Source organism: Sphingomonas sp. JC676, assembly GCF_014489075.1.
In the GTDB taxonomy this organism is placed as follows: Bacteria; Pseudomonadota; Alphaproteobacteria; order Sphingomonadales; family Sphingomonadaceae; genus Sphingomonas.
Genome location: NZ_JACTGR010000003.1, coordinates 442,316 through 455,584, shown reverse-complemented (window position 1 = coordinate 455,584; position 13,269 = coordinate 442,316). Strand labels below are relative to the sequence as shown.

Sequence of the window (13,269 nt, the reverse complement as noted above, 5' to 3'; positions counted from 1 at the left end):
GTATACCCATCCGTGCTGCGCAGCAATCTGGCAGAAACAGTTTTTAATCGAGCCGCATTGCCTCCGCCGCGATACCCTCCGCCTCCAGCAACAGCGCGTCATCCGCCGTGCCCTGCGCGACCGTCTCGCGGCCGATCATGATGAGCACCGGCACCGCCATCGGACTGACGCGCGGCAAGTCGATATGGAGCATCGTGTCGCCGGCGGTGTCGAGCAGATGGGCGAGGCGCCCGACATCGGTCATCCGCGCGCGGGCATCGGCCCAGGCGGCGCGCAGCAGCAGGTGATCGGGCTCGTATTTACGGAGCACATCGTAGATCAGGTCGGTCGAGAAGGTGACCTGGCGCCCGGTCTTTTTCTTGCCGGGGTGCTGGCGCTCGACGAGCCCGCCGATGATCGCGACTTCGCGGAAGGCGCGCTTCAGCAGCGCCGATTGCTGCACCCAATCGACGAATTCATGCTCCAGAATATCGGGCGAGAAGAGCGGGCGCGGGTCCTCGATCTTCTCCAGACCGTAGACGGCGAGCGCATAATCGTTGGCGACGAAGCCCAGCGGCTTCAATCCCATCGCCTCCATCCGGCGCGTGATCAGCATGCCGAGCGACTGGTGCGCGTTCCAGCCCTCGAAGCTGTAGGCGACCATGTGATGACGGCCTTCATGGGGGAAGGTCTCGACCAGGAGCTGGCCCGGGGCGGGCAGTGCGGAGCGATAGGCCTGGACCTCCAGCCATTCGCGGACATCGTCGGGAAAGCGCGACCACTGGCTGCGATCGTGCAGGAACACCCGCACGCGGTTCGCCAGCGTCGCGGTGATCGCCAGCCGTGCGCCCATGTACGACACGAAGCGCGCCTGCTTGGACGTGGCGCGCACGATCAGGTCGGTCGTCTCGACGCGTTCGACTTCGAGCGCGAGCCCGGCGAAGAAGAAGGTGTCGCCCGGCGAGAGCGTGCTGCCGAAGCCCTCCTCGATTCGACCGAGACGGCGCCCGTTCTTGAAGCGCACCTCGAGCATCGGCGCCTCGACGATGATGCCCGCATTGAGTCTATGCTGCGCAACAAAAGCGGGCTTGGTGACGCGCCAAAGCCCGTCGCGGCCGAGAGTCAGCCGTTTGAACTTGTCATAGGCGCGCAGCGAATAGCCGCCATCGGCGATGAAGTTCAGGACGCGGTCGAAAATCTCCTGTTCGAGCGCCGAATAGGGCAATGCTGCGCGGATCTCCTGCAGCATTTCGCTCGCCTCGAATGGTGCGGCGCAGGCGCAGGCCATGATATGCTGCGCAAGTACGTCGAGTGCGCCAGGGCGGAAGATGTCAGGATCCAGCTCGCCCTGCTCGACCGCGTCGAGCGCGGCGCGCGCCTCCAGATATTCGAAGCGGTTGCCGGGGACGAGCACCGCCTCGCTCGGCTCGTCGAGCCGGTGATTGGCGCGGCCGATCCGCTGGAGCAGGCGCGACGAACCCTTGGGCGCGCCCATCTGGATGACGCAATCGACATCGCCCCAGTCGACGCCGAGATCGAGGCTGGCGGTGGCGACCAACGCGCGCAGTTGCCCGTCGGCCATCGCCTGCTCGGCACGGCGCCGGGCCTCCAGGCTGAGGCTGCCATGGTGGACGCCGATCGGCAGCTTGAGCTCGTTGACCTTCCACAATTGCTGGAAGGTCAGTTCGGCCAGCCCGCGCGTGTTGCAGAAGACGATCGTCGTTTTGTGCGTCTCGATCTCGGCCATAACCTGGGGGATCGCATAGGTGCCCGAATGGCCGGCCCAGGGGACGCGGTCCTCGGGGAGCAGGATCGCGATATTGGGGTCTGCGCCTTTCTCGCCCTGGACCAAGGTCACGCTATGGATGTCGCCATGCGGCGCGAGCCAGGCGCGATAGCCGTCGGGATCGGCGACGGTGGCGGAGAGCGCGACGCGGCGCAGCCCTGACGCGAAGCGCTGGAGCCGCGAGAGCGCGAGCGCGAGCAGGTCGCCGCGCTTGCCGGTGGCGAAGGCGTGGACCTCGTCGATCACCACCGTCTTCAGGTCCGAGAACATCGTCAGGCTGTCTTCGTAGGATAGCAACAGGCTCAGCGATTCGGGGGTGGTCAGCAGGATCTCGGGCGGCCGCGCGCGCTGGCGCAGCTTGCGATCGTACGGGGTGTCGCCGGTGCGTGTCTCGACTCGGATGGGCAGGCCCATTTCCTCGATCGGCGTCAGCAGGTTGCGCTGGACGTCCACCGCGAGCGCCTTGAGCGGCGAGATATAGAGCGTGTGGAGGCGGTCGGTGGGCGCCTCGATCAGTTCGGCCAGAGTCGGGAGAAAGCCGGCCAGCGTCTTGCCCGCGCCGGTGGGCGCGACGAGCAGCGCATGGTCGCCGGCGCGTGCGGCTGCGAGCATGTCGCGCTGGTGACGACGCGGCGACCAGCCGCGCGAGGCGAACCAGTCTTCGAGTTGCCGGGGAAGCTGGGAACCTGCGGGCATCGCAACCATATAGTCATGATGGCGAAGCTCGGCGACTGGATCGATCCGCGACCCTCGGGGGTCTATGTGCCCGCGGCGGATGCATGGATCGATCCGAGCCAGCCGGTGCCGCGCGCGCTGATCACGCATGGCCATGCCGATCATGCGCGTGGCGGACATGGCGAGGTATGGGCGACGCCCGAGACGCTGGCGATCATGGAAACGCGCTACGGCCCGCAGAATGGCCGGCCGGTGGCCTATGGCGAGGGGCTGGCACTGGGCGGGGTCGATGTGCGCTTCGTGCCGGCGGGACATGTCCTGGGATCGGCACAGGTGGTGCTCGAGCATCGCGGCGAGCGCATCGTTGTCTCGGGCGATTACAAGCGGCGCGAGGATCCTACCTGTGCGCCGTTCGAGCCAGTGCCGTGCGACATCTTCGTCACCGAGGCGACCTTCGGCCTGCCGGTGTTCCGCCATCCCGAAACCCATGACGAGCTCGACAAATTGCTGACCGCGCTCAGGGCCAATCCGACGCGCTGCGTGCTGGTCGGCGCCTATGCGCTGGGCAAGGCGCAGCGGGTCATCCGCGAACTGCGCGTCATGGGGTTCGAGGATCCGATCTATATCCACGGCGCGCTGCAGCGGCTGTGCGACCTTTATGTCGAGCTGGGCGTCGATCTGGGCGATCTGCGGCCCGCCACCGGGGTCGCCAAGAGCGAGCTGGAGGGGAGGATCATCCTGTGTCCGCCGGGCGCGCTCAACGATCGCTGGTCGCGGCGGCTGCCCGATCCGATCACCGCGATGGCGTCGGGCTGGATGCGGGTGCGCCAGCGTGCCCGCCAACGCAATGTCGAGCTGCCGCTCATCCTGTCCGACCATGCCGATTGGGACGAGCTGACCAGGACGATCCAGGAGATCGAGCCCAAAGAGGTCTGGGTGACGCACGGCCGCGAGGATGCGCTGGTTCACTGGTGTCGGATGCGCCAGATCAAGGCGCGCGCGCTCGATCTGGCGGGATATGAGGACGAGGACGATTGAGGCCGGTTCCGCTGCTCGTCACGCGCGGAGATTAGCTAAGGCCGAACTCGATCAGGCCGCCTGGGATTCCTCGCCTGCGCCGAGCAACCAGGCCTCGGCCGCATCGGAATCCTCGAAGCAGCGCGCATGGCGATTGGCGAGGGCGCGGCCGAGCTGGCTCCGCGCCAGCGTCGAGGAGACAATGAAGGCCAGACGGCGCGAGCGATATTCCGGCGCGGCGAGCATGGCGCGGAAGGCGTCGACGATTTCCTGCGACTGGATCTTCATCTCGCGAAGGTCGTTGATTGTCAGATGGGCATTGCGCCGGCAGGTCAGCTCGGCATGCGCCTTTGCGCGCGCAGCCAGGAAACCATCGACATCGGCAAGCGTGAAGAAGCCACTCATCCGGATGCGGATGAGGTCCCGCGAAGGGTCGACCTGGATCGAATATTCGGCGCTCATGCCCGAAAATTACGAAACATCGCCTACCAAATTCTGAATCAGCCGACGCCTTCGAGCGCTTTTTGTCGACGGCGCTGAACCGAGCTGCCGATGCCGAGCGCCTCGCGATATTTGGCGACGGTGCGCCGGGCGATGTCGAAGCCCTTCTCGCGCAGCATGTCGACCAGCGTGTCGTCGGAGAGGATTGCCTTGGGATCCTCGGTCTGGATCAGCGCCCGAATCGCGCTTTTCACCGCTTCGGCCGAAACCGCGTCGCCGCCGTCGGAGGACTGGATCGCGCTGGTGAAGAAATATTTGAGCTCGTAGAGCCCGCGCGCGCAGCTCAGATATTTGTTCGAGGTGACGCGGCTGACGGTCGATTCGTGCATCTCGATCGCTTCCGCCACCTGGCGCAACGTCATCGGGCGGAGATGCGCGACGCCCTTCAGGAAGAAGGCTTCCTGCTGCTTCACGATTTCCGACGCGACTTTGATGATCGTGCGCTGGCGCTGGTCGAGCGCCTTGACCAGCCAGTTGGCGCTGGCGAGCATGTCCGACAGCCAGGCCTTGCTCGTCTTGTCCTGCGGTCCCGCCGAGACCTCGGCATAATAAGCGCGGTTGACGAGCAGGCGCGGCAGCGTCGCGGCGTTGATCTCGATCGCCCAGCCGCCGCTTCGGCGAGCGACGAAGATATCGGGGGTGACCGCGCGCATCGGCTCGCCGCCATAGGCGCAGCCGGGCTTGGGATCGTAGCTCCTGAGCTCGCGGATCATGTCCGCCAGATCCTCGTCGTCGACGTCGCAGATGCGCTTGAGGCGGGCCATGTCGCCGCGCGCGACGAGATCGAGATTGTCGATCAGCCGGGCCATGCACGGATCATAGCGATCGGCCTCCTTGGCCTGGAGCGCGATGCACTCGGCGAGGTTGCGCGCGCCGACGCCGGTGGGTTCGAAGGTGTGGATCACCGCCAGCACCGCCTCGATCCGGGCGAGCGGTACGCCCAGCCGATTCGCGACTTCGAGCAGCGGCACGGTGAGGTAGCCGGTCTCGTCGATCTGATCGATCAGGTGCGCGGCGATGAACAGGTCGCTGCCGTCGATCGTGGCGCCGGCCTGGGCCATCAGATGATCGGCGAGGCTCAGTTCGGACGCGCCGAGATTGTCGAAATCGGGGCCATCCTCGGACATGCCGCCGCTGCTGGCGCCGGTCAGGCCCAGACTGCCGTCGAGACCGCCGATCGAATCGGTGGGGCCGTCGTGATGGAAGGTCTCCGCGGCGAAATCGACGTCGAGCGCGGCTTCGCCCGCCGCCTCGCCGCCGCCGGCGAGCAGCTCCGCAGCGTCGGCCGGACCGTCGCGAACCTCGTCGAAATCTCGTTCCGGCTCGGGCGCCGAATCGGGAGCCTCCTCGGCGCCGCCGCCGCTCTGGGCGTCGAGCAAAGGGTTCTTCTCGACCTCCTCGGCGATGAAGGTTTCGATCTCGAGGTTCGACAGCGCCAGCAGCTTGATCGCCTGCTGGAGCTGCGGCGTCATGACCAGCGATTGCGACTGCCGGAGATCGAGGCGAGGCGCGAGACTCATGGCATCTAGAGCGAGAAGCTCTCGCCCAGATAGAGCCGACGGACGTTCTCGTCGTTGACGAGATCGTCGGGCGCGCCGGCGAAGAGCACGCGGCCGTCATAGATGATGTAACCGCGGTTGACGATGTCGAGCGTCTCGCGAACATTGTGATCGGTGATCAGCACGCCAATGCCGCGCTTCTGCAGCTCGCAGATGAGGTCGCGGATGTCGCTGATCGAGAGCGGGTCGATGCCGGCGAAGGGCTCGTCGAGCAGCATGATCGTCGGATCGGCGGCCAGCGCGCGGGCGATCTCAGCGCGGCGGCGCTCGCCGCCCGACAGCGCCATCGCGGGTGCATCACGGAGGCGGGTGAGGCCGAATTCGTCAAGCAACGTATCGAGCCGGGCGAAGCGGGCGTTGCGATCGGGCTCGGACAATTCGAGCACTGCAAGAATGTTCTTCTCGACGCTCAGCCCGCGGAAGATCGAGGTTTCCTGCGGTAGATAGCCGAGGCCCAGGATCGCACGGCGATACATCGGCAGCTTGGTGATGTCTTCGCCGTCCAGCATGATGCGGCCCGAATCGGGCTTCACCAGCCCCATCACCGAATAGAAGCAGGTCGTCTTGCCCGCGCCGTTGGGACCGAGCAGGCCGACAACCTCGCCGCGGCCGACCGAGACCGACACGTCGGTGAGCACCACGCGCTTGTCATAGGATTTCGCGATCGAGACGACCGCAAGGCCGCGATCCGGCAGCGGCGCCGGATCGGTGACGGGCATCTCGAGCGTGGCGACGTCGTTCATGGCAGTATCCTGCATGGACCCGATATGGACCCGGTTCTTTTACGGGCAACCCATCCCAAAGCCGATTGGCAGGATTCCTGCATGAGAAAATCGGCCAAGGGAAGGGCTTGTAGGCCGTGCCGTTGGAAATCGGCTCTATTGTTTCGGCGCGGGCGCGGGCGCAGGTTGCGTAGCGTCGCCCTGGCGCTTGGGGACCGAGAAGCGACCGGTGACGCGGCCACCCTGGCTCTGGACGCCGGGCTGGCCGGGACGCGTCGATCCGCCGACGCCCGAGCCGTCGATCGTTGCGCGACCGGTGTCGAGATTGATCGATAGCCGCCCGCCCGAGACGTTGTTGGCGCCCTGGCGCAGTGTCACGCCGCCGACCATCGTGATGATCCGGGTGTTGAGATCATAGACGGCATATTGCGAGCGCGCGGTCTGATCGGGCCGCGACACCGTCACGCCGCCCGACGCGTCGAGCCGCGAGACCTGGGGCGAGCCGTTGCTGATCTCGCCAGTATAGGTGACGATCATCCGCGACGAGGTGAGCGTCATCTCGGCCTGGACGATCCTGACATTGCCGGTGAGCAGGACGCGGTTGGCGCGGTCCTGGAGCTCGATATGGTCCGACGCGAAATCGATGGGCGCGGCCGAATCGTGGCGCGTCTGCGCGGCCGCCGGAACGGCGGCGACAAGGGTCAGGGCCAGCAAGGCGAGGCTGCGGGTCATGGCCGCCTATTCGCGCGCTTAGGGATTATCCGCAAGCGTGCATTGCCATCGAGGCGTATGGTCCGCTGTGCCAGATCGGCGGTCATGCTGTTCGCGCTGAAGGTGCCGGTGGGCGTGTTGCCGGTCACCGCGCCGCCGCTCTGCATCACGCGCGTCTTCAGATCGACCGTCGAATCATGCGTGTTCAGCGTATAGCCGTCGGCGGTCTGGAAGCGGATCGGGCCATCGACCGCGACCTTCTGGGTATCCATGTTGTAACGTCCGCGATCGGCGGTGACCGAGGCGGGGCCTTCGGGTAGACCGATCTGGGCGTTCAGGTCGCGGAGCTGGACGATAGGCTCGGCCGAGCTCTTCTGGATCGCCGAGCCGGCATGGAGTTGGAAGGGCTGGCCCTTCTCGTCCTGGCCGCGATAATCGGCCGCGTCGATCCGCAGCCGCTCCTCGGCCATCGCCACCTTGTTCTTGTCGAGCACGAAGCTGACGTCGCCGCCCATGAACAAGGGTGCGGTGACCAGGAATGCCGTCAGCACGCCGATGCCGATCGGCAGCACGACCAGCGACAGGCGCACGAGACGGTCGTGGTTGCTGCCCGGATGCGCCCAAAAGCGGCGCTGCGAGCGCAAACGGGCGGCGACTTCAGACATGCGTGCCTTTGTGGGGAGCGGAAGGCCGCCGGACAAGCAGGGCGTCAGATATGCGCAAAGATATCGACCTCCGGCCAGCCGGCGAGATCGAGATCGGCGCGCCACGGCAAGAAATCGAAACAGGCTTGGGCAAGCGGCATGCGGCCTTCACGCTCGAGACGCTTGTCGAGTTCCACCTTCATCGCGTGAAGATAACGGACGTCGGACGCAGCATAGTCTTTCTGCGCGTCCGAAAGTTCGGGGCCGCCCCAGTCGGACGATTGCTGCTGCTTCGAGATTTCGTTGCCGGTCAGCTCGCGGACCAGGTCCTTGAGCCCGTGGCGATCGGTATAGGTGCGTACGAGCCGCGACGCGATCTTGGTGCAATAGACCGGGCCGGCGACGACGCCGAGATAGAAGCGGATCGCCGCGAGATCGAAGCGTGCGAAATGATAGAGCTTGAGCCGCTCCGGATCGGAGAGGACGGCGCGCAGGTTCGGTGCGTCATAGGCCGAATGCGAGCCGAAGCGGACGAGATGCTCGTCACCCGAGCCATCGGAGAGCTGGACGAGGCACAGCCGGTCGCGTGGGGTGATCAGCCCCATTGTCTCGGTATCGACGGCGATCGAGGCGCCGGGAGCGAATACGCCCTCCGGCAGGTCTTCTTCGTGGAAGTAAACAGTCATCGCGCTCGCCTAGCCGCGTTCGCCGCGCTTCTCAATGGTGCGGCATGCGCGAAAGTGAAGGAACGCGAGGCCCATTCGTTCACTTCCGCCCTCCTGAGATGGGCATTTCCCCGGCAAAGCAGGCCAAAATGCTACTTTGAAAGCCTATGGATGCGGATCGCCGTGCTTGGCCCGTGCCTTGCGCGCCCAGATGTTGAGGGTCTCCACCCCGGCGGAAAACGCCATGGCGCAATAGACATAGCCTTTGGGGACGTGGACGCCGAAACCGTCGGCAATCAGGATCGCGCCGATCATCAGCAGGAAGCCCAGGGCGAGCATCACGACGGTCGGGTTGCGGCTGATGAAGTTGGCCAGCGGGTCGGCGGCGAACAGCATCACGCCGACCGCGAAGACCACCGCGGTGACCATCACCGGCAGATCGTCCGACATGCCGACCGCGGTGAGGATCGAATCGATCGAGAAGACCATGTCGAGCAGCAGGATCTGGATGATCGCCGCGCCGAAGCTCGAAATCGCGCGGCCCTTCTTGTCGAGCGTCTCGCCCGAGGGCTGGGGATCGACGCTGTGGTGGATCTCGGTGGTCGCCTTCCAGACCAGGAACACGCCGCCGGCGATCAGGATCAGGTCGCGGACCGAGAAGGCGGTCTCGAGCGCGGGCTCGCCATGCTCGCCGGGCAGGCTGATGCCGAGATCGAATACCGGCGTGGTGAGCTTGGTGATCCAAACCAGCGACGACAGCAGCACGATCCGGAGGATCAGCGCCAGGCTGATGCCGATTCGGCGGACGCGGGTGCGCTGATGCTCGGGCAGCTTGTTCGACAGGATCGAGATGAAAATGAGGTTGTCGATGCCGAGCACCACCTCCATCACGATGAGCGTAACTAGCGCGAGCCAGGCCGCCGGGCTGGTGACGAGTTCGAGGATCGCTTCCATGTCGTCCTCCCTGCCGGTTGGTGCCGCGTGGCGCAAGCGCCGCAGTTCGGCCGGAATTGCCGCAATCCCGTCGAAATTCGTTCGCGCAGGCCAGTTTTTTGGGCTATGACCGATTCTAGGCGCACTATTTTAGTGCTCGAAGACCTGCGTTTTTCGTCCGGCGCTCGGGTTTTGATTGGTACAAGGGCGAACCGGGAAGACGAACAGGGCATGAGTTTTGATCGAGGGCGCCGTGGGGATCGCGGCGGGCGCGGCAGAGACAAGCGCGACGGTTTTGGTGGCGACGACAGCAGCTATGGCGGCGGTGGATTCGGTGATCGTGGCGGCTTCGGCGGCGGCGACCGGTTCGGCGGCGGCGGCGGCGGTGGTGGCGGCTTCGGCGGCGGCGGTGGTTTCCGCAGCGGCGGTGGCGGCGGCTTCGGTGGCGGCGGTGGCGGCTTTGGTGGCGGTGGCGGCGGCGGTGGCCGCGGCATGCCCCCCCAGGTGGTCGGCGAAGCGACCGGCGTGGTCAAATTTTTCAACGCACAGAAGGGCTTCGGCTTCGTCGTTCGCGATGACGGCGGCGAGGACGTGTTCGTGCACATCTCGGCAGTCGAGCAGGCAGGCCTGACCGGCCTGGCGGAAGGCCAGCCGATGGGCTTCACGCTCGTCGATCGTGGCGGCCGCATCTCGGCGACCGAGCTCAAGATCGACGGCGAACCGCTTCCGGTCGAAGACCGCGGCCCGCCGCGCGACCGCGACGCAGGCCCGGGTGGACCCCGTGGCGGCGCCGGCGGCCCGCAGCGTCAGCTGACTGGCGAGAAGGCGACCGGAACGGTCAAGTTCTTCAACGCCATGAAGGGCTTCGGCTTCATCCAGCGCGATGACGGCCAGCCGGACGCATTCGTCCATATCTCCGCCGTCGAGCGCGCGGGCATGCCCACGCTCAACGAAGGCGACCGTCTCGAGTTCGAACTCGAAGTCGATCGTCGCGGCAAGTATGCAGCGGTGAACCTCACGCCGATGGCGTAAGGCTTTGCACAAGCGAATCGGAAAGGGCCGGGCGGAAACGCCTGGCCCTTTCTCGTTTCGGGGGTTGTCCCTCAGCGCGTCAGGATCAGCACTGCGCCCGCCAGGATGCCGAGCACGCCCACCGCGCGCGCCGGGGTAACGCGCTCCTTGAGCACGAACGTGGCGATCAGCAGCGCGGTGACCATGCCGGTCTCGCGCAACGCCGCCAGCGGCGCGGTGGGACCGAGCGCGAAGGCGCTGAGTGCTAGGCCATAAGTGAGGATCGAAAGCGCGCCCGCGATCACGCCCGGACGCCATTGCTTCACCGCCGAGGCGAAGATCGCGCCGCGCGAGACCAGGCCGAACATCGTCACGGTCACGCTGCCCATCAGCACGAACATCCAGACGATGAAGCTCATCGGTGTCGGCGCCGCACGCACCCCCTGTGCGTCGATCACGGTGTAGCTCGCAATCATCACGCCGGTGAACAGCGCCCAGGCGAGTCCCCTGGCCTCGATATGGCGGCCGCTCACCATCACGAACATCGCCGCTCCGATGCAGCCGATACCGATCAACTCGCGCGGGCTCGCGGGCTCGCCGAACACGCCGATCGCCAGCGCCGCGGTGATCAGCGGCGCCGTGCCGCGCAGGATCGGATAGGCGGCGGAGAAGTCGCTGGTCTCGAGCGCGCGGACCAGCGCGAAGAGATAGAGGCTGTGGAGCACTGCCGTCGTCGCGAGCCAGCCCCAGGCGCCTTCGGGCAGCGGCACCAGCAGCGTCGCCGGAAGCAGGATCACCGCGCTCGACCCGTCGATGATCGCGCGGCCTGCCATCTTGTCCTTGCCGCCCTTGAGGATGGCATTGACCACGGCATGGATCGAACCCGAGGCGATCATCATCGCGGGGGCGAGGAAGCTAGTCGACATTTGGAACAGTCTTAGCCGGCAAGCAGCGCCCCGCCAGCCGAAGCCGGCCCAATCGGCTAGACACCGCCGCTCTTGCCGTCGTCGGGGTTCGTGGTGACGAAGCGTGCTTCGCCGATTTCGTCCGCGTGCTTCGAGGCGAACCGGAAGACGAACCAGGCGGTGACGATGGTCAGCAATCCTATCGCAGCCGGAAGAAGGACAGCCGCGCTGCCGCTCGAATCCCGCGTGACGAAATATGCCGCCGCCAATCCGGTGCCGACCACGACGCCCGTGCCACTTTTCGCAGGTGAAAGCTCCCGGGCGGGCGCGTTTTTCCTGGCGGTGCGGAACCAGAATCCTACGTAAACCGTGCTGATCCAAAGCCAGAGTGCCAGCTTGCGCAGGCGTTCCACTTCGGGCGGCGAAGTATCCATCATCAACTGGACGCAGATCAACGCGGCCAGCGCCCCCAGGAACACCAGGGACAGCCGCTCCAGCACTATCTTGGCTATGCGCATCCCAGCTCCCCGACACGATGGCTTACCCGCAGTCTGGCGTGCCTTTCGCGCGCGCGCAATTAGCTGATTAGCCGCTTCAGTCCCTCGATCGTGTCGGCCTCGCTCGCCGGCTTGTCGGTGCGGATGCGGCTGATCCGAGGGAAACGCATCGCGACGCCCGATTTGTGTCGCTTCGACTGGTGGATCGAATCGAACGCGACTTCGAGCACCAGCGTCTTGTCGACCTCGCGCACCGGGCCGAAGCGGTTGACGGTGTGGTTGCGGACGTACCGATCGAGCCATTTCAGCTCCTCGTCGGTAAAGCCGAAATAGGCCTTGCCGACGGGCAGCAGCTCTTGCGTCTCGGTCCACGCGCCGAAGGTATAGTCCGAATAGAAGGACGAGCGCTTGCCCGAGCCGCGCTGGGCATACATCAGCACGCAATCGGCGATGAGCGGATCGCGCTTCCATTTGTACCACAGCCCGGTGCGGCGGCCGGCGACATAGGGCGAATCGCGGCGCTTGAGCATCACGCCCTCGATCGAGGCGTCACGGGCGCCGGCGCGGATTTCCTCGAGCGCGGCGAAATCCGCGGCTTCGATTACTGCCGAGACGTCGAAGCGATCGGGATCGAGCTGCGTGGCGAAGCCCTCGAGCCGGGTGCGGCGATCGGACCAGCCTAGCGCGCGCAGATCTTCCGCGCCGTCGAACAAGATGTCGTAGAGCCGGACAAAGGCGGGATATTCGACGAGCGTCTTCGCGGAGACCGCCTTTCGGCCGAGCCGCTGCTGGAGGGCGTTGAAGCTAGCCGCGCCGCCTTCACCGCCCTGGAACTCGCCCTTCACCAGCAATTCGCCGTCGAGCACGCCTGGCGTGGCGAAGGCACTCGCCACTTCGGGAAAGCTGTGGGTGATGTCGTCGCCCGCGCGGCTGTAGAGCCTCGTCTCGCCCGCGACATGGACGATCTGGACGCGGATGCCGTCCCATTTCCATTCGGCGGCGTAATCGTCGAGGCTGACGCTCGTTTCCTCCAGCGGATGCGCGAGCATGAAGGGGCGGAAGACGGGGACGTTCTGCGGCGTCGGCTGGGTGCCATTGCCTTCGGCCCAATCGAACAAGGGGGCGTAGGGCGGGACGAGCCCGTGCCAGACCTCCTCCACGGCATCGACATCGAGGCCGAAAGCCTGGGCGAGCGCGGTCTTGGCGAGCCGCGCCGATACGCCCACACGCAGCGCGCCGGTGGCGAGCTTGAGAAGGGCGAAGCGCTCGTCGGCCTCGAGCCGGTCGAGCATCGAGGCGAGCATGGCGGGGGCATCGGACTTGGAGATGGTGCCGAGCGTGGCGACGACCCGGGAAAGTGTGAGCGGCGAGCTTTCGGGAGGTGGTGTCGCTGGCTCGGGCCAGAGCAAGGCGATCGTCTCGGCCGAATCCCCGACGAAATCGCGACTCATCGCGAACAGCACCGGATCGACACGTTCCTCGACCATCGCGCGGATCAGCGCCGGCTTGACCGCGGGCAGATCGAGCCCCCCGGTGAGCGCGGCCATCGCCCAGCCGCGGTCGGGATCGGGTGTGGCCTTGAGATAATCGCCGATCAGCCGAAGCTTGGCGTTGCGCGACCTTGTGTAGATCAGGCCATCGAGCAGATCGGCGAATGCGCGCAT

At 66.0% G+C, this 13,269-nt stretch carries 13 protein-coding genes; 2 read left to right on the top strand and 11 right to left on the bottom strand.

Translation table 11 applies throughout. The annotated features are described in order from the left end of the window. Window positions 1-43 precede the first annotated feature (43 nt). Window positions 44-2,461, bottom strand: coding sequence for a ligase-associated DNA damage response DEXH box helicase (locus IAG41_RS12795; protein ID WP_187729005.1), 2,418 nt, complete (start codon window positions 2,459-2,461; stop codon window positions 44-46). 18 nt (window positions 2,462-2,479) lie between these two features. Here IAG41_RS12795 and IAG41_RS12790 point away from each other — a divergent pair, with 18 nt between their 5' ends. Then, a complete protein-coding gene (locus tag IAG41_RS12790; RefSeq protein ID WP_187729160.1) occupies window positions 2,480-3,478 on the top strand; it encodes a ligase-associated DNA damage response exonuclease in 999 nt (332 codons plus the stop codon). 51 nt (window positions 3,479-3,529) lie between these two features. Here the strand turns inward: IAG41_RS12790 and IAG41_RS12785 are convergent, their stop codons facing one another. From IAG41_RS12785 to IAG41_RS12755, 7 genes are all read right to left on the bottom strand, one after another. Continuing rightward, window positions 3,530-3,919 (bottom strand): STAS/SEC14 domain-containing protein, encoded by a 390-nt coding sequence (locus IAG41_RS12785; protein WP_187729004.1) that lies wholly within the window; start codon window positions 3,917-3,919, stop codon window positions 3,530-3,532. 38 nt (window positions 3,920-3,957) lie between these two features. Then, a complete protein-coding gene (gene rpoN / locus IAG41_RS12780; protein WP_187729003.1) occupies window positions 3,958-5,478 on the bottom strand; it encodes an RNA polymerase factor sigma-54 in 1,521 nt (506 codons plus the stop codon). Window positions 5,479-5,483: 5 nt separating this feature from the next. Beyond that, window positions 5,484-6,260: an LPS export ABC transporter ATP-binding protein gene (lptB, locus tag IAG41_RS12775; protein WP_187729002.1), complete on the bottom strand. Its 777-nt coding sequence runs from the start codon at window positions 6,258-6,260 to the stop codon at window positions 5,484-5,486. A gap of 135 nt (window positions 6,261-6,395) precedes the next feature. Continuing rightward, entirely contained in the window at window positions 6,396-6,971 is a 576-nt protein-coding gene (locus IAG41_RS12770) for an LptA/OstA family protein (RefSeq protein ID WP_187729001.1), read from the bottom strand. Beyond that, complete coding sequence (gene lptC, locus IAG41_RS12765) at window positions 6,968-7,615, bottom strand: LPS export ABC transporter periplasmic protein LptC (RefSeq protein WP_187729000.1); 648 nt, start codon at window positions 7,613-7,615, stop codon at window positions 6,968-6,970. The genes IAG41_RS12770 and lptC overlap by 4 nt, the downstream gene beginning before the upstream one ends. Before the next feature lie 44 nt (window positions 7,616-7,659). Beyond that, the gene (locus IAG41_RS12760; protein ID WP_187728999.1) at window positions 7,660-8,280 is read right to left on the bottom strand and encodes a ribonuclease D; all 621 of its coding nucleotides are present in this window, start codon (window positions 8,278-8,280) and stop codon (window positions 7,660-7,662) included. A gap of 144 nt (window positions 8,281-8,424) precedes the next feature. Further along, window positions 8,425-9,213 carry a TerC family protein gene (locus IAG41_RS12755; protein WP_187728998.1) on the bottom strand — a complete coding sequence of 263 codons (789 nt, stop codon included), beginning with the start codon at window positions 9,211-9,213 and terminating at the stop codon, window positions 8,425-8,427. 210 nt (window positions 9,214-9,423) lie between these two features. Between IAG41_RS12755 and IAG41_RS23490 the strand changes: the two genes are divergently transcribed. Then, window positions 9,424-10,224: a cold-shock protein gene (locus IAG41_RS23490; protein WP_187728997.1), complete on the top strand. Its 801-nt coding sequence runs from the start codon at window positions 9,424-9,426 to the stop codon at window positions 10,222-10,224. 71 nt (window positions 10,225-10,295) lie between these two features. Here the strand turns inward: IAG41_RS23490 and IAG41_RS12745 are convergent, their stop codons facing one another. From IAG41_RS12745 to IAG41_RS12735, 3 genes are read right to left on the bottom strand one after another with little or no spacing between them, the layout of a single operon-like run. Continuing rightward, a complete protein-coding gene (locus IAG41_RS12745; RefSeq protein ID WP_187728996.1) occupies window positions 10,296-11,129 on the bottom strand; it encodes a DMT family transporter in 834 nt (277 codons plus the stop codon). Between the two features lie 56 nt (window positions 11,130-11,185). Beyond that, the gene (locus IAG41_RS12740) at window positions 11,186-11,626 is read right to left on the bottom strand and encodes a hypothetical protein (protein WP_187728995.1); all 441 of its coding nucleotides are present in this window, start codon (window positions 11,624-11,626) and stop codon (window positions 11,186-11,188) included. 59 nt (window positions 11,627-11,685) lie between these two features. Further along, the gene (locus IAG41_RS12735; RefSeq protein ID WP_187728994.1) at window positions 11,686-13,269 is read right to left on the bottom strand and encodes a cisplatin damage response ATP-dependent DNA ligase; all 1,584 of its coding nucleotides are present in this window, start codon (window positions 13,267-13,269) and stop codon (window positions 11,686-11,688) included.